The 21,146-nt window shown below is 66.2% G+C and carries 22 protein-coding genes; 7 read left to right on the forward strand and 15 right to left on the reverse strand.

Annotated features, from left to right (window positions below):
- Positions 1-1,756 (reverse strand): Hsp70 family protein (locus D6M19_RS24955; RefSeq protein ID WP_123027967.1); only part of this gene is annotated, 1,756 nt, incomplete at its 3' end.
- A gap of 232 nt (positions 1,757-1,988) precedes the next feature.
- On the opposite strand from D6M19_RS24955, the gene D6M19_RS24960 reads away from it, so the two are divergent.
- The 4 genes from D6M19_RS24960 to D6M19_RS24975 all read left to right on the forward strand — a co-directional run bounded on the left by D6M19_RS24960 (position 1,989) and on the right by D6M19_RS24975 (position 7,342).
- Positions 1,989-2,531: an Rv0340 family IniB-related protein gene (locus D6M19_RS24960; protein WP_123027968.1), complete on the forward strand. Its 543-nt coding sequence runs from the start codon at positions 1,989-1,991 to the stop codon at positions 2,529-2,531.
- A 268-nt stretch (positions 2,532-2,799) separates the two neighbouring features.
- Positions 2,800-3,855: a hypothetical protein gene (locus tag D6M19_RS35140; protein WP_123027969.1), complete on the forward strand. Its 1,056-nt coding sequence runs from the start codon at positions 2,800-2,802 to the stop codon at positions 3,853-3,855.
- Between the two features lie 82 nt (positions 3,856-3,937).
- Entirely contained in the window at positions 3,938-5,797 is a 1,860-nt protein-coding gene (gene iniA, locus D6M19_RS24970) for an isoniazid-induced dynamin-like GTPase IniA (protein WP_123027970.1), read from the forward strand.
- A 57-nt stretch (positions 5,798-5,854) separates the two neighbouring features.
- Complete coding sequence (locus tag D6M19_RS24975; protein WP_123027971.1) at positions 5,855-7,342, forward strand: dynamin family protein; 1,488 nt, start codon at positions 5,855-5,857, stop codon at positions 7,340-7,342.
- Here the strand turns inward: D6M19_RS24975 and D6M19_RS24980 are convergent.
- The 7 genes from D6M19_RS24980 to D6M19_RS25010 all read right to left on the reverse strand — a co-directional run bounded on the left by D6M19_RS24980 (position 7,339) and on the right by D6M19_RS25010 (position 11,755).
- Positions 7,339-7,842: a hypothetical protein gene (locus tag D6M19_RS24980; RefSeq protein ID WP_123027972.1), complete on the reverse strand. Its 504-nt coding sequence runs from the start codon at positions 7,840-7,842 to the stop codon at positions 7,339-7,341. The genes D6M19_RS24975 and D6M19_RS24980 overlap by 4 nt on opposite strands.
- 19 nt (positions 7,843-7,861) lie before the next feature.
- On the reverse strand, positions 7,862-8,356 hold the full coding sequence (locus tag D6M19_RS24985; RefSeq protein WP_234835038.1) for a hypothetical protein: 495 nt from the start codon (positions 8,354-8,356) through the stop codon (positions 7,862-7,864).
- A 40-nt stretch (positions 8,357-8,396) separates the two neighbouring features.
- Positions 8,397-9,329, reverse strand: coding sequence for an LLM class F420-dependent oxidoreductase (locus D6M19_RS24990; protein ID WP_123027973.1), 933 nt, complete (start codon positions 9,327-9,329; stop codon positions 8,397-8,399).
- A 39-nt stretch (positions 9,330-9,368) separates the two neighbouring features.
- Complete coding sequence (locus D6M19_RS24995; RefSeq protein ID WP_123027974.1) at positions 9,369-9,590, reverse strand: hypothetical protein; 222 nt, start codon at positions 9,588-9,590, stop codon at positions 9,369-9,371.
- 7 nt (positions 9,591-9,597) lie between these two features.
- Positions 9,598-10,053 (reverse strand): DUF5709 domain-containing protein, encoded by a 456-nt coding sequence (locus tag D6M19_RS25000; RefSeq protein ID WP_123027975.1) that lies wholly within the window; start codon positions 10,051-10,053, stop codon positions 9,598-9,600.
- A 65-nt stretch (positions 10,054-10,118) separates the two neighbouring features.
- Positions 10,119-10,664 carry a hypothetical protein gene (locus D6M19_RS25005; protein ID WP_123027976.1) on the reverse strand — a complete coding sequence of 182 codons (546 nt, stop codon included), beginning with the start codon at positions 10,662-10,664 and terminating at the stop codon, positions 10,119-10,121.
- A gap of 35 nt (positions 10,665-10,699) precedes the next feature.
- Positions 10,700-11,755 carry an aldo/keto reductase gene (locus D6M19_RS25010; RefSeq protein ID WP_123027977.1) on the reverse strand — a complete coding sequence of 352 codons (1,056 nt, stop codon included), beginning with the start codon at positions 11,753-11,755 and terminating at the stop codon, positions 10,700-10,702.
- 87 nt (positions 11,756-11,842) lie between these two features.
- Between D6M19_RS25010 and D6M19_RS25015 the strand changes: the two genes are divergently transcribed.
- Positions 11,843-12,433 (forward strand): TetR/AcrR family transcriptional regulator, encoded by a 591-nt coding sequence (locus D6M19_RS25015; RefSeq protein ID WP_123027978.1) that lies wholly within the window; start codon positions 11,843-11,845, stop codon positions 12,431-12,433.
- A gap of 9 nt (positions 12,434-12,442) precedes the next feature.
- On the opposite strand, the gene D6M19_RS25020 is transcribed toward D6M19_RS25015, so the two are convergent.
- The 4 genes from D6M19_RS25020 to D6M19_RS25035 are packed head-to-tail and all read right to left on the reverse strand — an operon-like array spanning position 12,443 to position 16,850.
- A complete protein-coding gene (locus D6M19_RS25020) occupies positions 12,443-13,237 on the reverse strand; it encodes a meso-2,3-butanediol dehydrogenase (RefSeq protein WP_206428631.1) in 795 nt (264 codons plus the stop codon).
- 34 nt (positions 13,238-13,271) lie between these two features.
- On the reverse strand, positions 13,272-14,309 hold the full coding sequence (locus D6M19_RS25025) for an ABC transporter permease (protein WP_206428632.1): 1,038 nt from the start codon (positions 14,307-14,309) through the stop codon (positions 13,272-13,274).
- Positions 14,310-14,320: 11 nt separating this feature from the next.
- Complete coding sequence (locus tag D6M19_RS25030) at positions 14,321-15,835, reverse strand: sugar ABC transporter ATP-binding protein (protein ID WP_123027979.1); 1,515 nt, start codon at positions 15,833-15,835, stop codon at positions 14,321-14,323.
- Between the two features lie 7 nt (positions 15,836-15,842).
- Positions 15,843-16,850, reverse strand: coding sequence for a sugar ABC transporter substrate-binding protein (locus D6M19_RS25035; RefSeq protein ID WP_123027980.1), 1,008 nt, complete (start codon positions 16,848-16,850; stop codon positions 15,843-15,845).
- 285 nt (positions 16,851-17,135) lie between these two features.
- Here D6M19_RS25035 and D6M19_RS25040 point away from each other — a divergent pair, with 285 nt between their 5' ends.
- Positions 17,136-17,921, forward strand: a complete 786-nt coding sequence (locus D6M19_RS25040; protein WP_123027981.1) for an IclR family transcriptional regulator — start codon at positions 17,136-17,138, stop codon at positions 17,919-17,921.
- A 1-nt stretch (position 17,922) separates the two neighbouring features.
- Complete coding sequence (locus D6M19_RS25045) at positions 17,923-18,672, forward strand: IclR family transcriptional regulator (RefSeq protein ID WP_123027982.1); 750 nt, start codon at positions 17,923-17,925, stop codon at positions 18,670-18,672.
- On the opposite strand, the gene D6M19_RS25050 is transcribed toward D6M19_RS25045, so the two are convergent.
- The 3 genes from D6M19_RS25050 to D6M19_RS25060 all read right to left on the reverse strand — a co-directional run bounded on the left by D6M19_RS25050 (position 18,666) and on the right by D6M19_RS25060 (position 21,103).
- Complete coding sequence (locus tag D6M19_RS25050; RefSeq protein ID WP_123027983.1) at positions 18,666-18,965, reverse strand: NifU family protein; 300 nt, start codon at positions 18,963-18,965, stop codon at positions 18,666-18,668. The genes D6M19_RS25045 and D6M19_RS25050 overlap by 7 nt on opposite strands.
- Positions 18,958-19,968, reverse strand: a complete 1,011-nt coding sequence (locus tag D6M19_RS25055) for an amidohydrolase family protein (protein WP_123027984.1) — start codon at positions 19,966-19,968, stop codon at positions 18,958-18,960. Before D6M19_RS25055 ends, D6M19_RS25050 begins: the two co-directional genes overlap by 8 nt.
- Positions 19,969-20,029: 61 nt before the next feature.
- Positions 20,030-21,103, reverse strand: a complete 1,074-nt coding sequence (locus tag D6M19_RS25060; RefSeq protein WP_206428633.1) for an NAD-dependent epimerase/dehydratase family protein — start codon at positions 21,101-21,103, stop codon at positions 20,030-20,032.
- Positions 21,104-21,146: the final 43 nt, after the last annotated feature.

Below are 21,146 nucleotides of genomic sequence, written 5' to 3' on the forward strand. Positions count from 1 at the left end.
TGTGGTCAGATGTGTATATGAGGCAGGGTTCCGGTTTGGGTGCCGGCGGGGACGTCGTCGTTGTCGTTGTCGTCGTTGTGGTGGTGGTGGTGGTTGTGGTGGTCGTCGTCGTGGTCGTGGTGGTTGTCGGCGACGTGGTGGTGGTTGTCGGCGACGTGGTTGTGGTGGTGCTCGACGACGGCGGAGGCGGTGGCGGCGGGACGACACTCGTGGTCGCCTGGCCGTCTGACCCCGTCACCGTGACCGTCGTTGGCTCCGCGGAGGTCGGCGGTGGCCCCGACGTCGGCTCGAGCGAGAACGTCGTGCTCGTCTCCGTGACCGGACCAAGCACACCGCTGTTGCCCGTCAGTGTGATCGCCAAACCGCCGATCGCGAGCAGCACCGCAACTGCCGCCGCTCCGAACAGAATTGGTGGTCGCTTGTACCACGGCAGCGGCGGCGGCTCGGCCTCGTATTGCGGTTCTTGGTCAGGGGTGAACGCCACCTGTGGCCGAGCGTCGGTTGGCCCCGAGTAAACGTCGGCGCTGTAGTCCTCGCCGGTGTACGGCACCGGATCGGTGCCGCGGTCGTCGTCCTGCGACCACGCGAGGGCGCGGTAGGTCGCCGATGGGGCACCATCGGCAGCCGATTCGCTTGCCGCGAGACCGGCAGCTCCCGCTGCCCATGCCGCGGGCGCAATACCTGTTGGCACGTCGGCGGCGGCCGACAGTCCCGTCGGGGCATCGGCGGCCAGATCCCGGTCGGCGAGGAGCGCAGCACCCGCGGCCACGTTCAGTTGCGACTGGGGTGTGGTGATGACCGGGACGCGGAACTGTTCGGACAGACGTTGGGTGACCAGCGGGATGGCAGCGCCACCCCCGACGGTTGCCACCGCGACGAGGCTGGCCGGGGCGATGTTGTTGCGCCGCAACGTGTCTTGGATCGCCGACAGCAGGCCCGCAAGCGACCCGGCGACGAGGTTTTCGAGCTCTGTGCGGGTCAGCCGGACATCGGACCGGAACCCGGGCAGATCGACGGGCACCACGGTGGCCGTCTCCGCCGAGAGGCGCTCCTTGGCCTGCCTGATCTCGTCACGCAGGAGGTTCAGCGACCCGACCGCCGCGGTGCTTGCCGGATCGTTGTTGTTGGCATCGGCGACGCCGGCGAGCACGTGATTGAGGATCGCCTGGTCGATCTCGTCACCGGAAAAGTCACCGTACCTTACGGTTTCGCCGATCGGCGCGAGGTTCGTACCCGCATCGGCAAGCGTGATGCTGGTTCCGCTGCCGCCCAGATCGACAAGCGCGATGACACCTGCGGGCAATCCGGGCGCGGTCTGCAGCGCGGTCAGCGCCGCGAGGGAGTCCGGGATCAACGCGGCGGGTACGCCGCCCGGTGACAGGTTCGGTTTATCCCGCAGCGCTCCGCGTAGCGCCCCGACCGTCGCGGGTCCCCAATGTGCGGGCACCGCAATGGCGACCGGCTGGCCGCCGCCCGCCGTGGTTGCAAGCGCGTCGAGAGCTGCGACAAGTACGCGTTCGCCGCGGTGGGAGCTGCCGTCCTCGGCGACCAGCGGTACCGGATCGCCGACCCGTTCAACGAAGCCGGTCAGCACGACACCGGGCTGGTTGAGCGCCGGGTTCTCCGCGGCGACTCCGACCTCGGGTGGGCGGTCGGAGAACAGCGTCAGCACCGCGCGGCGCATGACGGGCGGGCGGCCGACGCGCGCTGCGACGAGGTTGGTCGCCCCGATGGACAACCCGAGAGGATCGCTCATGTCTCGGTTCCCACGCAGACTCCTCACATTCGGCCGTCCATCACGATAGCGGCCGATCACGCGTCGAACAGGCAGATCCCCCTAACGGCGCAAAACCCCTAACGCCGGGTCCCCTAACGCCCTGGCGGCGGGGGCGGGTTTCGCACCGATCACGCCACACCTGCACCTGGATAGCATCGTTCTAACCGGCGGGCCGTCGCCCGAAGTATCCGCAAAGGAAAGAAGGTGTGTCATGGCAAACCCGCTACTCGACTTTGTGATGTCGTTGGTGCGGGACCCTGACGCTGCTGCCCACTACGCCGCTGACCCGGCGCAAGCCATCCACGCCGCCAACCTTACCGACGTGACCAGCGCAGACGTTAACGCGCTCATCCCGGTGGTATCGGAGTCGCTTTCGACGGCAGTGCCGAGCAGCGGGACGGACCTTCTCGACGGCGATGCGGGTGGCAACGTATGGAGCAGTGGGGCCGCGACCGCGGCATTCGACGCATTCGATGACCATGCGTCGATCCCCACGATCGACGACGGGCACAGCCTCGCGACAAACGTCATCCAACAACCCGACGATTCGCTACACGCGGGTCTGGACGCCCTTCACGACGCCGATGTCCCGGCGGTCGCGGACTTCGACGATCCGTCCGCGCAGCTCACAGGCGGAATCATCGACGATGCGCCGCTCGTGGGCGACGCCGGCGACCCCGACTGGCAGTCCCTCGTCGACGACGCCCAGCACCATCTGGACATCGGCGACACGGGATTCGACGTCTTCGACTAGATGCACAAGCACGTCCAAAACGGCGCGGCCACTCACGGCCGCGCCGTTTTCGTCTGCAGAAACACCGCTGACCTGGCTGAATGCCGCCATCCCCGACCATCCCCTAATCCCCTAATGGGGGATCCCCCAAGATCCCGGCATGGGGTCCCGTAGGGATAGGTGTCGACCCCGTTTCCGAGGGGTTGCCGGGTCCATAACGTAGTCCCCAGATCGCCGGACAGCCGGTGACGACCACAACAGAACACACCACTCACCGAAAGGCACTCCGATGACCAACCCCATCTCCTTCCTCTTCGACTGGCTCCTCGGCCTGACCCGCCCGGGCGCCGATCCCGCCGATGTCCGCGCCTTCGTCGCCAACCCGACGCAGGCGGCCTCGCAGGCAATGGGCACCGCGGTGACCCAGGCCCAGCTGACGCAGGCCGCTTCCGCGGTTGTCGCGCCGGCAGCCCTCTATGGCGGCGGCAATGCGGTCCAGGCTCTGCAGCACACGGTCGCCGACAACAACGGCCTGACCTTCGCGCCGCAGCGGACGTTCGCCCCCGAGACGGACTTCGCCAGCCACAACGACACCGCTTTCGCCAGCGGCAACGACATCGGCAGCCCGCGGGCCGGCGAGGACGTTCAGCAGGGCGTCGGCAACGTCGACCTGAGCTTCGGCGACTTCACCTTCGGTGACAAGAACACCGCCTCCGACGGCAGTGTGATCAACACCGGCAACGCCGGCGACATCGACAACACCAACGTCAAGGGCGACGGCAACATCACCGGCGACGACAACGACGGCAACAACACCGGCAATGTGCACGCGGGCCAGGGCTCCAACGTCAACGCAGGCGGCATCAACAACGACATCGATGACAGCGGCAACGACGTCAACACCCAGGCGGGTGGCGACGTGGCCACCAACACCGGCAGCGGGCAGAACACCCAGGTCGGTGACATCGACACCAGCGGCGGCGGCGCCGCGGGCGGTCACGGTGGCCACGGCGGCGGTGGCCTCATCGGTATCGGCAACGATGGCGGTGACGGCGGCGCGGCAGCAGGCGGTTCCGGCGGTGGCGTGATCATCGCCCCGACGCAGACCAGCAACAGCAACAACCAGTCCAACAGCAACAACCAGTCGGCGGGCGACGACATCAACAACGTCGACGCGGGTCATTCGCACGCTCCGGTGTCCGTCGGCAACGAGGACAACGACAGCACCGCCCTCGGCGGCGACGTGACGCACGTCGATCACGTGAGCGGACCTGTTGACGCCAGCCACGACGACAACTCGACGCACCACCACGTCGAGACGAACATCGACGCCGGCCTGTTCTGATCGGCAGCCTTAACCGCATAACACAACTGGCGGGGATCGAACTTCGATCCCCGCCAGTTGGCACGTCTACCGTAGGGGCACCATGACGCAACCCAATGACCCACGCAAGGTCAACGTCATCCTCGAGCTGATCGACCACACCCGCAAGATCGCCGACGCCAATGAGCGCGGGGACTTGGCCGAGCGGCTCGACAAGGCCCGGGTGCGCATCTCCGATCCCCAGATCCGCGTGGTGATCGCCGGTCAGCTGAAGCAGGGCAAAAGCCAGTTGCTTAACTCCTTGCTCAACGTGCCGGTGGCCCGTGTCGGCGACGACGAGACGACGGTGCTCGCCACCGTGGTGTCGTATTCGGAGCAGGTATCGGCCCAGTTGATCGTCGCCTCGCCCGATGGTGCCGAGCCCTCGGTGATTCCCATCCCACCCGCGAACCTCCGCAACGATCTGCGACGCGCGCCGGAAGCCGGTGGCCGTGAGGTGTTGCGGGTAGAGGTCACCGCCAGCAGTCCGCTGCTCAAGAAGGGCCTGGCGTTCATCGACACCCCCGGGGTCGGCGGCCACGGGCAGCCGCACCTGTCGGCCACCCTCGGCCTGCTGCCCGATGCCGACGCGATGCTGATGATCAGCGACACCAGCCAGGAGTTCACCGAACCCGAGATGAGGTTCATCCGGCAGGCCCAGGAAATCTGCCCGGTGGCGGCCATCGTCGCGACGAAGACCGACCTCTATCCGTACTGGCGCGAGATCGTGGCGGCCGACCAGGCTCATCTGCAGCGGGCCGGCCTTTCGCTTCCGGTGATCCCAGCCTCGTCGCTGTTGCGCAGCCACGCGCTGCAGCACAACGACAAGGAACTCAACGAGGAGTCCAACTTCCCGGCCATCGTCAAGTTCCTCAGCGAGAAGGTGTTGTCCCGTGAGGACGACCGGATCCGTGACCAGGTGCTCGCCGAGGTTCGCTCGGCCGCAGAGCATTTGACGCTGAGGGTGGAGTCCGAGTTGTCCGCGTTCAACGATCCAGACGCGCGGGACCGACTGAAGGACGAGCTGGAGCGGCGCAAGGAGGAAGCCCAAGATGCGCTGCAGCAGACGGCATTGTGGCAGCAGGTGCTCAACGACGGAATCGCCGACCTGACCTCCGATGTCGACCATGACCTGCGCGCCCGCTTCCGCGCGATCACCCAGCACACGGAGAAGGTCATCGACGACTGCGACCCGACCAATCACTGGGCGGAGATCGGCACGGAACTGGAGGACGCGATCGCCACCGCCGTCGGCGACAACTTCGTCTGGGCCTATCAGCGCGCCGAGGCGCTCGCCGAGGAAGTGGGCCGCACGTTCGTCGAGGCCGGACTGGACGCGGTCAAGATGCCGCAGATCGACGCCAGGGAGATGGGCGCCGGTTTCGGCGAGCTCAAGTCGCTTGGCCGGCTGGAGGCCAAACCGATCAAGGCCGGGCACAAAGTGGTCACCGGCATGCGCGGCTCCTACGGCGGCGTGCTGATGTTCGGCATGCTGACGTCGTTCGCCGGCCTGGGCATGTTCAACCCGCTGTCGCTTGGCGCCGGACTCCTGTTGGGCCGCAAGGCATACAAGGAGGACATGGAGAACCGGATGCTGCGCGTGCGCAACGAGGCCAAGATGAACATGCGCCGGTTCGTCGACGATGTCGCCTTCGTGGTCGGCAAGGAGTCGCGCGACCGGCTGAAGGGCGTTCAGCGCCAGATTCGCGACCACTACCGCGGCATCGCCAACCAGGCCACCCGCTCGCTCAACGAATCGCTGCAGGCGACGCTCACCGCCGCCAAGCTCGAGGAGAACGAACGCAACAGCCGGGTCGGCGAGCTGGAACGCCAGCTCAACATCCTTGGCCAGGTGACCGACCACGCGAACAAGCTGGCGGTGGCCGCACCAGAGCCGGCGCCACAGCCCGTGGGCAGGACCTAGCCTCGCCAACCCCATCAGCGGTGTTCAGCCCCGGTGAATAAGCTGATTGACACCGATATGAGCACGAGCGATCAGGTGCGCGCCATCCTGGGCGGCACGATTCAGGCCTACAGGGCTGATCCGGCGTACCGTCAGCGCCCCGACGTGCACAACGAGCTGGATCGGATCGGCCGCCGGCTCAACCAGCCCATCCGCATCGCGCTGGCCGGGACGCTGAAAGCCGGTAAGTCGACTCTGGTGAATGCGCTTGTCGGTGAGGACATTGCACCCACCGACGCCACCGAGGCCACTCGAATCGTGACCTGGTTTCGCAACGGCCCCACCCCCAAGGTCACCGCGAACCACCGCGGCGGCAGAAGATCCAACGTTCCGATCGCCCGCAACGGCGGTCTCACCTTCGACTTCGCCACCCTCGATCCCGAGGATGTCCTTGACCTCGACGTCGAATGGCCGGCCGCCGAACTGATCGACACCACGATCATCGACACCCCCGGCACCTCGTCGTTGTCGCGCGACGTCTCGCAGCGGACGCTGCAACTCCTGGTCCCCGAGGACAGCGTTCCCCGCGTCGACGCGGTCGTGTTCCTGCTGCGCACCCTGAACGCCGCCGATATCGCGCTGCTCAAGCAGATCGGCGAACTCGTCGGCGGTTCGGCTGGGGCGCTCGGCGTCATCGGCGTGGCGTCGCGTGCCGACGAGATCGGCGCGGGCCGGATCGACGCGATGCTGTCGGCGCGCGACGTCGCCAAGCGGTTCACCTCGGAGATGGACAAGACCGGCATCTGTCAGGCCGTCGTCCCGGTATCGGGGCTGTTGGCGCTGGCCGCGCGGACCCTGCGGCAGAGCGAGTTCGTGGCGCTGGAGAAGCTCGCCGCGGTGGACGCCGCCGAACTGGCAAAGGCGATGCTCTCGGTCGACCGCTTCGTTCGCGAGGACAGCGAGCTGCCGGTCGACGCCGCCACCCGCGCGGCGCTGCTGCACCGGTTCGGCATGTTCGGTCTGCGGATCTCCATCGCCGTGCTTCGGACCGGCGTCACCGACTCCGTCGGGCTGGCCGACGAACTGCTCGAGCGCAGTGGCCTCGTCGCGCTGCGTGACGTCATCGACCAGCAGTTCGCTCAGCGCTCGGATCTGCTCAAGGCGCATACCGCGCTGCTGTCGCTGCGCCAGTTCGTACAGAGCAACCCGATCTACGCGACTCCCTACATCCTCGCCGACATCGATCCGTTGCTCGCCGACACCCACGCCTTCGAGGAGCTGCGCCTGCTCAGCCAACTGCGGTCGCGCGCAACGACATTGAACGAAGACGAGATGGTCTCGCTGCGCCGCATCATCGGCGGCTCCGGTACCGACGCGGCCAGCAGGCTCGGCCTGCAACCCGGTGACCCCTATGACGGACCGCGCGCCGCATTCGCGGCTGCGCAGCGGTGGCGGCGCCGCGCGGACCATCCGCTCAACGACCCGTTCACCACCCGCGCCTGCCGGGCAGCGGTCCGCAGCGCCGAGGCGATGGTCGCCGAATACGCCGCCCGCGGCAGGGGTTAGCCGCCGGGAATCGGGATCTGTGGGATCTGTGGAATCTGGGGGATCTGCGGGTTGCTCGACGGCGGTGAGACCGTGACGGTGCTCGTGCTGATCGACGTGCTGACGCTGGGTTCGGTTGTCGTTGTCGTCGTTTCGGTGGACGGGGCCGTCGTCTCCGTGCCGTTGGTCGGGGCCGTCGTCTCGGTGACGGTCTGGGTTGGCGCGACTTCCGGCGCGGACGACGTCGTGGTCGCGGTTGTGGTGGTGGTCGTCGTCTCCGTGCTGCCCGACGAGTCATCCGACAACAGGCTCACCGACAGCCACACGATGAGCGCGACAAGCAGCGCGATCAGTGCGCCGAAGCCGATAAGAGCTGCGGGCTTGCGATACCAGGGCGTCGGCGGCTCGGGCGGTTGGCCCGGCTGCTGCTGATAACCGCCGTAGTCGCCGTAGTTGGCGGCGTAGGCCGTGGGCTCACTGTCCGAGTAGTAGTTCGGGTCATCGGGTCCATTTCCAGCCACGGGCACCGATAGTAGGCGCTCAGCCCAACGGCCCTGGACCCAGTGTGCGGGTGATGTTGAAGCGTGGCCGCCGGGAAGTGGGGCCGCCGGGGTTCTCGTCGTTCTGGCGCTCGCGCGGCCGGGTGAACGGCGGGCTGCCGCTGCTCTCGGTGCCGCTGCTGGTGGTGTCCGAGGAGCCCGAGGTCGTCGGCGGTCCTGACGGCCCGTTGATCTCGGTCGTGGAAATCTGCGGGGTGCTGGTGATGGTCGGGGTTGTGGTCGTCGCGGAGGACGCCGACTCCGCTGCGGTGTCCGAGAAGGAGGGGTCGACGAAGTTCAGCGGCGCGTCGGTGGGCTCGTCGCCCCCGCTCATGAACATCACCGCGGCAACGAGAACGCCGATGACCGCGACGCCTGCCGCGCTCGCGCCGACCACCGCGCGCGTCGAGTTGTGCCACGGCTCTGGCTGTTCGGCGCCGAACTCATCGACGAATTCGGCCTCGTCGAATTCGTCGTGAAGGTCGGGGCGTGCCACGGCAACCGATATTAATCCGCCGACCTGCAGCAACGACGGGTCAGCCCAGTTGCGAAACCACTTCGGTGGCGAAGAGGTCCAGGTGATCGAGGTCGGACATGTCCAGAAGTTGCAGGTAGACGCGCTGCACGCCGATCTCGGCGAACGCGCCGAGCCTGTCGACGATCTCGTTCGGCGTGCCGACCAGCGGTGAATCGCCGCGCAGTTGGTCCACCTCGCGTCCGATCGCCGCCGCCCGGGTGGCGACCTGGGCGTCGTCGCGCCCTGCACACACCACGAAGGCCGCCGAATAGGTCATCGAGTCCGCTGCGCGCCCGGCATCGGCGACTGTCGTGCGGACGCGGTCGAAGCAGGTCTTCACCCCGTCGGCCGGCATGAACGGGGCGTTGAACTCGGCGGCGAACTTCGCGGCTAGCGCGGGCGTGCGCTTGGCGCCCGCACCGCCGATGATGATCGGCGGATGGGGCCGCTGCACGGGCTTGGGCAGCGCGGGCGAGTCCACGACCGCGTAGTGCGTGCCTGTGTAGTCGAACTTCTCCCCGTCGGGGGTGGTCCACAGCCCTGTGATGATGTCCAGCTGCTCGCGCAGCCGCTCGAACCGTTCGCCGAGCGGCGGGAACGGGATCGCGTACGCCTTGTGCTCGGCCTCGAACCAGCCTGCACCGAGACCCAATTCGACCCGGCCGCCGCTCATCTCGTCGACCTGCGCCACCGAGATGGCCAACGGGCCGGGGTAGCGGAAGGTTGCCGATGTCACCATGGTGCCGAGCCGGATCGACGTCGTCTCGCGGGCGATTCCGGCCAGCGTGACCCAGGAGTCGGTGGGTCCGGGAAGGCCGTCGCCGCTCATCGCCACATAGTGGTCGGATCGGAAGAAGGCCGAGTAGCCCAGTGCCTCCGCAGCTTTGGCGACCGCTAGTTGGTCGGCGTAGGTAGCGCCTTGCTGGGGTTCGACGAATGCCCGAAAGTCCACGAGCTAGAGCCTAGTGCGGGCGCTGTCGGCGGCTCGGCGTCACTGCCAGGTGAGATCTGCATCCACGGTCTGGTCGTGTTCGTCACGCTCGTCGGCTGAGCGGGTGTCGATCGTGACCTCTTGCCAATAGGTCGGGCTGTAGAGATGAATGTCGTCGCCGCTGTTGACCCTCAGCACTCCGCTGGGCAACACCTGGTAGGTGACGTTGTCGGAGAACTCGTCGTCCTCGTCGTGGCCGCGGAATTGTATCCACATCTTCATGGTGCGGTCAGTCCTCTTCGGTGTCCTCGATGATGTGCATTGCCGCTTCTTCAGCGGATGCCGCGCCCCCGCTGATGCCGACATCCTCGGCGACCAGTTCTGCCTCGGTGTCTTCACCGAATCCCATGTCGGGTGCGATCAGGCGACCCGCCCGCATGCGGCCGACCTCGCGATGCTCGGGGAACTCGGTCTGGCGCTCAGCCTCGTCGGCGCTCTGCTGCTCGCCGCTGTCGGCGGTGTAGATCCGCGATGCCGGATCTCGTTCTTCTGATGCCAGAAGCTGATCCATGCTTTCCGACGGCCCGTAGGCGCCGGGCCCGTACGGCTGCTCGGGTGGTGAATAGCCCTCGTCGAGCACGTCGTCGATGCCACGGTCGACCAAGGTGTCCTCGGCCTGGAGCTGATCCTCGGGGTCCACGCTGTACTGACCGGCCGCGGGCCCGATTCCATATGAGGTGCTCATGGAGCTGATGATCGACCGCCGCGAGCAACGCGAGGTAGGGCCGTTCGGCCCTCGAGCCGGCGACGTTAGTAGGTTTCGACCTTGTCGATGCTGACGAACATGCCGTGCTTGGTCTGTTGGTTGGTGAACCGGGTGCCGTCGGTGGTCGCCACGATCGTCCAGCCGACCGCGCTGTACATGCGGTAGTCGATGGTCACGGCGGGGATGTCGCCGAGGTTGCCGACGATCCAAGCCACGCTCCCGTCGGCGGACAGGCTCACGCCGTTGGCGCGCACCCCGTCCTTTATCGGGGAATTGGTGAACAACGCCTCGCAGGCGACCGACTGCTTGTCGAGCTGGCAGCGCACCTGGCCCGACTTGGTCGCGATGAAGACGTAGCCCGCGTCCTGCGGCGGGAGCACCTCCGCGGCGGGCGGCGATGCAGGCGCCGATGGCGCGGTTTTCGTCGGTGGCGCGGCGGTGGGCCTGTTCGTGCTGGGCCGCGAGGTCGGAAAACTCGGCTCGCCCGCGCCGCTGGTCGGCGTCACGGGCATGCCCTCGACATCGGATTGGCAGCCGGACAGCAGCGCGCCCGCCGTCAACACAGTCGCCAGAACCGTCAAGGGCCTCATCTCGGACAAGGCTACTTAGCCGCCGGTCCACAGCCCTACTCTGACGCGCGCCTTGTCGGGAACAGCGGTGGGTTGATACGGGCGAAACCCTCCTGGCGGAAGTACGGAAAGTGTGGGTACGGCTGATCGCGCTGGCTGACTGAGTCCAGTCGGGCGATGTGGTCGTCGTCGAGTGACCATCCGACCGCGCCAAGGTTGTCGCTGAGCTGGCGCTCGTTGCGCGCGCCGACGATCACCGATGACACGGTGGGGCGGCCCAACAGCCAGTTCAAGGCGACCTGCGGGATCGTCTTGCCGGTTTCGCCTGCAATCGCGTCCAGTTCGTCGATCACGTTGAACAACAGCGCATCGTCCACCGGTGGACCGGCATCGGCGGTCTTGTGCAGGCGACTCAGGGTCGGTAGTGGGGAGTCGCGTCGGATCCGCCCGGTCAGCCGGCCCCAGCCAAGCGGGCTCCAGACCAGCGCTCCCACCCCCTGGTCCAGGCCGAGCGGCATCAATTCCCACTCGTAGTCACGGCCGATCAGCGAGTAGTAGACCTGGTGGGCGATGTAACGCGGCCTGTGTGCCGCATCGGCGGCCGCCAACGATTTCATCAGTTGCCATCCCGCGAAGTTCGACACCCCGGTATAGCGGATCTTGCCGTGGTCGGTGAGAGTCTCGAGGGTCTCCAGTACCTCGTCGGCCGGCGTGAATGCGTCGAACGCGTGCAGCTGAAACAGATCTATGCGATCGGTTTTCAGGCGCCGCAGCGCCTGCTCGACCGCGCCCATCAGGCGAGTTCTCGACGTGCCCGCATCGGCAGGCCCATCGCCCATCGGCAGGGCCGCCTTCGTGGATATCAGCACTTCGTCGCGCCGCCCGTCCAACGCGCATCCGAGGACTTCCTCGGAATGCCCCGCCGAATACACGTCGGCGGTGTCGAAAAGGTTGATGCCTGCCTCCAGGCACACGTCGATCATCGCCCTTGCCTCTTTGACGTCGGTATCCCCCCAGGCGCCGAAGAACTCGCCTGACCCGCCGAAAGTTGCGGCGCCAAAAGCCAATTCGGATACCACCAACCCTGAATTGCCGACCCTGCGGTATTCCACCCTGCCTCCTTAATAGGACGATGCTCCCATTAAGACTCTACAGGGATCGACTGCTTAAAGCGACCAGAGTGCCGTTAACATGTCTAGGTGGCTCCGAAGCGTCCTGGCGGCAGAACGGCGAACGTTCGCGTTGCCGCGCTCGACGCGACCGCCGACCTGCTGGTCAAGTCCGGCCTGGAGGGCGTGGACCTGGCCGAGGTCGCCCGAGCCGCAGGCGTCGGCAAATCGACGGTGTACCGGCGGTGGGGCACAGTGTCGGCACTCGTCACCGACTTGTTGGCGGATATGGCCGAAACATCATCACCTCGCCCCGACACTGGGAGCCTGGCGGGCGACCTGGGCCATATTGCCGCCCTGATCCAGCGCACCCTCGCCGATCCCCGGCAGGGCCGGCTGTTCGCGGCGATCATCGCGGCGGCGACGTGCAGTCCCGATACGGCGACCGCTCTGGCCGGGTTCTACCGCAGCCGAATCGACGAGTTCGCCGGCACCGTCACCGACGGCATCGTCCGCGGCGAGGCGCCACCCGGTACCGATCCCGCCGACGTCATCCGCTACCTATCCGCGCCGCTCTACTACCGGTTGCTCACCGGAAACGGCCCACCCGACGCCGCCGACGCGGTCCGCTCGACGCGGGCTGCGCTCGCCGCGGTCGCGGCGGGCGTGTTCGTCGGATAGCGGGACGACTCACTGCACGAAGTCTCCATTTGGCTGACCGTTCCATGCGGTGACACCGCCGTCGATGGGCAGGATCGCCCCGGTGATGAACGCCGCCAACGGTGATGCCAGGAAGACGACGACGGACGCCACCTCCTGCGGGTCGGCGATTCGGCCGAGCGGGATGAACTGGTTGAATGCTCCCTCGAGCGCGGGCAATTGGGCGAGGTTGTGCTCCAGCAGAGGAGTGCGCACAGGCCCAGGCGCGATGGCGTTCACCCGGACACCCCGTTTGCCGTAGTCGATGGCGAGGCTGCGGGTGAGGTTGATCATCGCGCCCTTGGCAGCGTTGTAGGCCGCGTAGTTGTAGTCGGCACCGATTCCCGAAACCGAGGCCGTGTTGACGATAGATCCGCCGGATTCGATCAGCGCGGGAAGCACCGACCTTGACATCCGGAACGCGCCGTCGAGGTCGACGGCCATCACCTGCCGCCATAGGGCGTCGTCGGTTTCCAACGCAGAGCCGACGGGCGCGATACCGGCGTTATTGAATAGCACGTCGATGCGTCCCCGCACTCCGGTCGCGTGGTCGAGAGCGGCGGCGATCGACGCGGCGTCGGTAACATCAAGCGCGACAGGGTGAAAGCGCCCCGGTGCGACGCCGCTGACGGTCCGCGTGAAATCCTCCAGCGACCCGGAGTTCAGGTCGCCGCCGACCACGTCGGCACCGCAGCGCAGGAACTGCAGGGCGGTCGCGGCACCGATTCCCGATGCGACACCGGTAACCAGGACGACCTTTCCGTCAAAGGTGGTGTGGTCGATCACCGCTGTGCGCCTTTCGATTCGGAGGTTTTCTCGCTCATGGGGTAGCAGGCCTGCGCCGCCGGAACGCGCTGAAGAGCCGACCGTCGGCAAGCACCGCGACGATGATGACGGCGCCGATGACGACGGGCTGCAGGTTCGGTGACACGTTGAGCAGCGTCAGGCCGTTGTTGACCACGCCGATGATGAGCAGGCCCACAAAGGTTGCCGACATCCTTCCGATACCGCCGGACAGGCTGGCTCCGCCGATGACGACCGCCGCGATCACGTTGAGCAGGTCGGTGGAGTTACCGGCGGTCGGCTGGGCGGCGTTGAGTCGGGCGCCGACTACCAGTCCGGCGAGGGCGGCGAGGAAACCGGCGATGGCGTAGACGCGTAACTGGATGCGGCGCACCCGGATTCCCGAGAGTCGGGCGACCTCGACGTTGCCGCCGATGGCGTACAGCGACCGACCGTCAGGGCGAAGCCGCAGCCATAGGGCCGCGATGGCGAATACCAGGATCATCAGATAGACCTGCAGCGCGATGCCCAGGATCCGGGTGTGCGCTATCGCCTGAAACCATTGGGGGAAGCCGAGGATCGGCGTGCCGTTGGTGACGTAGAGGGCCAGGCCGGTCGACGCGAACATCGTCGCCAACGTCGCGATGAACGGCTGGATGTTGCCGTAGGCAATCATCACACCGTTGATGAGGCCGATGAGGGTACCCAGCGCCAGGCCCGCAACGATGGCCAGCCAGAACGGCAAGCCCACCTTGGCGTGGAGAACGGCCACCATCATGAAACTCAGGCCAAGCGTTGACGACACCGACAGGTCGATGCCGCCGAGGATGATGACGAGAGTTGCGCCTGCGGCCATGATTCCGATGTAGGAGATCTGGACCAAGATGTTGACCAGGTTGTTCGGCGTGAGGAACACCGGTGACAACAGCGACATCGCGATGACGAGCGCCACCAGCCCGACGAACGGCCCCGATGTGCGGCCGACGCGCTGGACGATGCCGCTCCACGCGGGGGCCTTCTCGCCTGCAACGAGAGTGGCGGTCGGGAGTGAATTGTTCTCTGCAACGACGGACACTTCTTGACTCCTCACTTGTGCGCGGTGGACGCGCGGCCCGAAGGGACGGAAAGCTGCATGACGCGCTCAGGCGTCGCCTCGGATCGATCGAGTGATCCCGTTTGCCTGCCGCCGGCGATGACGATCACGCGATGCGACAGCAGCAGTACCTCGTCGAGTTCGGATGACACGACGATGATGGCGACGCCCGAGGCGGCCAGCGACCGGATGATGGTGTAGATCGCCTCCTTGGCACCGACGTCCACACCGCGGGTCGGCTCGTCGAGAATCAATACCTTGGGTGTTCGCACCAGCCACTTGCCGAGCAGAACCTTCTGTTGATTTCCCCCGGAGAGCAGCCCGGCCGGAGCATCGAGGTCTCCGCGGATCTCCAGTTCGCGCGCCATCCGGTCCCGAGTCGCCCTGATGACCGAGTACGTGATCAACCCCGACTTGGCGAGTTGTCGTTCCCATGGCAGCGTCATGTTCTCGCCGGCACAGCGATCGAGGTTGAGGCCCTGGGTCTTTCGGTCTTCTGGCACCATGACGATGCCCGACCTGATCGCGTCGCGCACCGAGTGGATGCGCGCAATCTGTCCGTCGACGACAACCTCGCCGCGCGTGCACTTGTCCGCGCCGGACAACGCCCGCACGATCTCGGTGCGGCCGGCCCCGACCAGTCCCGACAACCCGACGATCTCGCCCCGTCGCACGTGGAAGTCGATGTCCGCGAACCGTTCAGAGCTCAGCCCGCGTACCTCGAGCACGACGTCGTCGTCGTGGGCCGGGGGATCGATATCGCGTTGTGCCAACTCCCGGCCGACCATGGCGTGGATCATCTCGTTGCGGTCGACGTCGGCGCCGGCCCACTGGGCGACCTTGCGTCCGTCGCGCAGACAGACGATGTCGTCGGCGATGCGTGCGATCTCATCGAGCCGGTGGCTGATGTAGACGACACCCGACCCGTTGGCCCGCATGTGCTCGATCTGCTCGAGAACGCGCTCGGTTTCCTTGCTGCCCAGCGTCGCCGACGGTTCGTCGAAGATGATGAACGAGGGACGTCGAACGATCGCTCGCGCGATCTCGATCTCCTGCTGAGTCGCCGTGACCAGCCCCGCCACGGGGCGACGGGGATCGACCCGGACCCCGAGTTCGCGCAATACGGTGCCCGCCTGCTCGTACATCGATGGGTAGTCGACTGCGCCACGCCGGGTCGGCATACGGCCGAGGAAGATGTTCTCGGCGACCGAGAGTTCGGGGATCATCTTGATCTCCTGGTGGATGATCGCCACGCCCCGGCTGAGCGCATCGAGTGGATCGGCCGGTCTGTACGGGTGGCCCCCGATCGTCATGGCACCGCCGTCTGGGCGTTTGATGCCGGCGATGATCGAGCTCAACGTGGACTTGCCCGCACCGTTCTCCCCGATGAGTCCCGTGACACGTCCACGGTTGATCGTGAAGTCGACGCCGGTGAGGACAAAGACGCCTCCGTACTGTTTGCTCAGCCCGGTGGCGAGGAGAGTGTCGCCGGTCGACAGGTCGTCCATGGTGCCGCTATCCCTGATTGCCGTAATACTTTGCGGCGCTGGCCTGTTGAACGTTGTCCTTCGTCACCAGCACAGCCTGTTGGATCTGCTCTTTGGGGATGCTCGCGCCCTTGCCTTCGATCGAGAGGATGGCGTTCTGCACGGCGAGCTGGCCCATCAGGTAGGGCTGCTGGCTGATGGTCGCGGTGATCTGGCCCTTTTCGATCGCGTCGTACGCGGCGGGAAACCCATCGATCGTCACCATCGGAATGGGCGAGTGGTTGGCGGAGTCGGTCGCCGTGACAGCGCCGAGCGCCATGTCGTCGTTCTGGGCGAAGATGCCGTTCAGGTTGGGGTTCGCGGTGAGCACGTTGGCGAAAACGTTCGCGGCGGTGTTCTGGTCCCAGTTCGCGCTTGTCGTCGACACGACTTTGACCGACGGGCTGGCGGTGAGCACCTTGTCGCAGCCCTCGGTGCGCTGCAGCTGCGTCGAGGAGCCGGGCACCCCCTGCACAATCGCGATCTCACCGCGGCCGCCGATCGTCTTCACGAGGAACTCGCACGCCTGCTGGCCCATCTTCACACTGTCGCTGCCGATGTAGGTGACGTAGTTGCCTGCCGCAGGCACTTGGTCGACGGCGATGACCGGGACGTTGGCGCTGTTGGCCGCCCCAAGGCTCGCCCCGCCCGATGCGGCGTCGAGCTGGGCGAAGATGATTGCGCCGACTTGCTGGCTGGCCAGGTTCTGGACCTGGCTGACCTGTTGGGAGCTGTTGGAGTTGGCGTTGACGACGACGAGTTCGTAACCCCGCTTGTCGGCCTCGTCTTGCATCCCTTCAACCGCTGCGGCATAGAACTGATTGAGGAACGACATCGATACGCCGATTTTCTTGGAACCCGAACCGCCTGCCTGCCCCGATGTCATTGACCCGTCGGTGCTGCAGCCGGTCAGTACGAGCGCGGCGGAGGTCACCACCGCGGCGGCGCGGATGCTCCATCGTTGCGGCCTTTTGCGCGACGACAGTTTCCTAATCATGTCTTGTTGCCTTCCGTCGATGCTGTTCCTGTTATGAGGTTCGGAGTCCGGACTTTGAGGCTCGCGCCGTGTCGGGCCAATCCCGGACACTGTGCGGGTCCTCTTACTGATTTGTGGATCCGTGATCCGCGCCACTGGATAGAGTGAGTGAAGCGTAGCGCACATTCCGCCACTTGCCTATGTTTTTCGGACCTAATGTTCAGAAAATGATAATAATGATGCGGCCAGATTACGGCGACCGCTTGCCGGTTAGAGTTATGGTCCGTCCAGAATCCGGGAGGAACGATGGCTGCAGGGGACGTCGAGGGGGCGGGGATGAGCGTCATCTCCAAGACGGCGCGGGTGTTCACCGTCCTCTCGCGGTCGCCGGAACTGTCCATCGCAGCGCTGGCAACTGCGCTGGACGAACCGGCGACCTCGATTTACCGGATCGTCGGCCATCTCGAGGCGATCGGTTGGATCGAGAAAAGCCCGCAGCGCGGGCGGTATCGTCTCGGCCTCGACCTCGCCTCGATCGCCGCGGCCGTCGAGAACTCTCTCGACATTCGACAGCTGGCATCGCCCGTGCTGGCCGGGCTCAATGCCCAGACACACGAGAGCGCGTATCTGTGTGTGCCTCATGACCGGCGGGCCGTCTGCATCGAGCGTTTCGACGGGAACTTCATCCAGGCGGCGGAACTACCACGCGGCGGCTCACTGCCACTTCACCGCGGTGCAGCATCGCTTGCGATCCTCGCCTTCGAGCCCGACCACGTTCGGCGCGAATACATCGCTGCTCTCTCGAGCGCGGATGCGAATCCGTTCACCGAATCCGACGTCCTCGCGCTGGAAGAGACGCTCGCCCGGATCCGTGCCACCGGCGTCGCCCTCTCGGAAGGAGATGTGACGCCAGGCATCTCGACGGCTGCGGCTCCTGTCTTCGACCATCGCGGCACAGTGGTGGGTTCGATTTCCCTCAGCGCTCTGCGATCGCGCGTCGAGGCCAATGCGATCGACTTCGGGCCGCTGGTGTCCGAGGCGAGCCGACGGGTATCGGCCGGCCTCGGCTACTCCGTAGAGGCGAGCGCCTGACGTGGCCGAAAAGTCCAACCGCGTCCTGACGCACACCCGCGCGGTGGTCGGAGAGCTCGCCCGATCGGGCGCGCTCACGCCTGCCGACATCGCGCGCGAACTCGGCATTCCGCGACCGAGCGCCTACCGGCTGCTGACCGCGCTCACGCGCGAGGGGCTGACCGTCCAGGCTGACGATGGCCGGTTCAGCCTGTCCACGCGGTGGCTGTCCTTCGGAGAATCCGCGCTGCGGTCGGCGTCCTCGTGGTTCACGCGCGACGACCTTCTCGAGGAGCTGCGCGACACCACGGGCTTGACCGTGTTCCTCTCGGTACCCCGACCGGGTAAGACCGTCTGCATCCGCGCCTTGCACGGTCGCAGCTATAACATCCTGGTCCTGCGCCCTGGCGGCAGCCTCCCCCTCCACCTCGGCGGCGTCGGGCGCGTCACCTTGGCCTTCTGCGGCGAAGACGCCGAAAGGTACCTCGCCGATGCGCCATTCGACCCTGTCACCGACTACTCCCTCGTCACCCGCGCCGAGTTGGAGGACGACATCGCAACCAGCCGTGCCGACGGCGCGACGCTTTCGGACCAGGACGTGACACTCGGTGTTGCAGCGGTGGCCGTGCCGGTCTTCGACGGCGGACAGCTGCAATCCGCCCTCTCGGTGGCCGGACGCCGGGAGGACATCGTCGACAACGTGCCCGCCCTGCGGGAGCGGCTCATCGACATCGCGGCCCGGATCGCCTGCGGGCCTTCCCGGAGTCACTGATTGTCGACCCGCCGGGCGCCGAGCATGCCTGCGATGCGATCCAGCGTGCGTGCGGAGGCATGCACCTGGTCGGCGACCACCCTGCGGACACCGGGTACTTCGAGCAACGTGGTGCGGACGAGGCCCGCGTAGGTGACGGCAATCGACGGACACGTCTGGCAGACGCCATCGAACTGCACGTGCACCGTTCCGTCGTCGTCGAGTTCGGCACGCATATCTCCGGCGTGCCCGCGCAGGCGCGGCCGGATCACCCGGAGGGCATCGTCGAGGGTCCGAACGCTCGGCTTACTCATGGCTCAGTCCCGCCATCTTCGCATCCAGGTCGATACCGAGCGCGGCCGCGAAACTACGCCCGAAGATCCGCTCCTTGATGTCTGGTGTCAGGGCTGGATATCCGTATAGATCCTGAAGCTCCTCCGGCATTTCGAGATTCGCCCACATGTCGATGTACGCCTGGATGTCCGGCCAGATGAAGCCCTCGGAGCCATAGGCGAGACGGTCGGGGCCGATCCGCAGAAGCGCTTGTCCGATGCGGTGCAACATCGGGTACGGCTCAAGGAAGTACTGGTTGAACCAGAGTGGGAGCATCAGGTGGATATTGGGGAAGCGCCCCGCGATGCTGATGGTTTCGTCCACATACGGGTCCCCCATATGGTGAAGACCGAAGTTCAGGTCGGGAAAGTCGTAGGCCGCCATCTGAATGTCGTTGGGCCGAAACGCCTCGACCGGATGCATCCCGAGCGGATAACCCTTGTGGAACTGCACCATTTTGATCCCCAGTTCCAGCGCCTTCTCCCAGAGTGGGTAGGCGACGTCGGGGTCGTCCGCGCGCCAGAAGTGATCGCGATCCTGGTAGGTGTAGAACTTGAAGCTCACCGCACCCCATTCATGCACTTGGCGTTCCATCTCGTGGAGCGCGAAATCCAGTCCCTGCCAACTGGGGTCGACACCGCCGCAGAACAACAGGCGTTGCGGATTCACCTGCGTCAGCGCATGACAGAGTCTGGCGGGGCCAAGCGAGTCCTTCCACGGCCCGAACAACGGCACGGTCTGGACCATGGCGAGGTCGGTGTCGGAACGCTCGAACAGCTGCTCGTTCGCCCAGTCCGGATCGACCGGGTTGAAGAAGTCGGCCTTCGGGGCGGGGCCGCCCTTGCTCGCCATCAGCTCGTTGAACGCTGCCTGGTTCTCCCGATGCGCCACCACGTTGCGGCCATCGCTACCCGGGGCGATCTGCCGATCCGTGAAGTCCTGGGTGTGCACCACACAGTCGAAGACAACCATGCCGTCTTTCACTTCGTGTCCTCCTCACAGCGGACTGCTCTTGATCGAACTCGACGGTGGCTGCGACCGTCTGTCACCGCGAGTTCGCCACCGCATGATCATGCGGATCGGCCTTGGTCGCCCACAACCGTCGATAGGAACCACGCACGAGGTCATCGAGCAGGTCGGGCCCGACCGGCACCCAGCCGAGCTCCGCACGCGCCAACGAAGAGTCGACGCGGCTGTTGCTCGCGAGCGCAACGTCGACCCACCGTTCACCGAGCGCGGCATGGGCTTGTGTCAGCGACACCGAACGTGTGGGCACCCCCGCCAACTCGCCGATTGCCTCCGCGATCGCGCGCATCTCCAACTCCCCCGATGCGATGTTGTAGACACTGCCCGCCTTGGCCCTATCCAGCGCCAAGGCATAGACCTCGGCCAGATCGCCGAGAAACACATTGGCCCAACGGTTTGCGCCATCGCCGACATAGATGCTCTCGCCCGAAGAGATCGCGTGGCGAATCAGCAGCGGCAGCTGTTCGGAGGCGCCGTCGCCGTAGATCATCGACGGGCGAATGACGACTGTGCGGATGCCCTCCGACGCCGCGTCGACCACAATCTCGTCGGAGCGATACCGGGCCGCGACGACGGCGGCCGGCTCGAACTCGTCGGCTTCGCGGTAGACACGGTCGGACGCACGCCCGGCGGCCATGTCGGTGTAGACACCCGTGCCGCTTGTGCGGATGAACGTCTTGCCGGTGCCCGAAAGCATCGACAGCAGCGCCGAGGTCGACGGCGCATGGTCGGCCGTCGCCGTGTCGATCACGGCGTCGTAGCGGTCGACGTCGACGACGCTCGCGATCGCATCGAGGTCGCCTCGGACCGGCGTGATCCCCTGCGACCGGATCGTCGCGACGGCCACCTCCGAGCGCGCAAGGCCGCTGACCGCATGCCCGTCCCGCTGCAGCCGTCTCGCCACGGCCAGCCCGATGTAGCCGGCAGCGCCGGTCACGAGAACCCGCTGGGCAATCATCTGTTCTCCTCCTCGAACATCACGTCGCGTGCCTGGGTCCGTGGGAAACCATTCCCATGCGACCGTCCCCGGTTCTGCTGCTGCAGCGACTTGGGCGTCACGCAGCGCCTGGTCCAGCGACTGAGCCACCCTCACGCCGAGAAATGTAGCGTAAATCGGACGTGACGTCCATAAAAGT

The sequence above is a fragment of the Mycolicibacterium stellerae genome (assembly GCF_003719305.1).
Lineage (GTDB): Bacteria > Actinomycetota > Actinomycetes > Mycobacteriales > Mycobacteriaceae > Mycobacterium > Mycobacterium stellerae.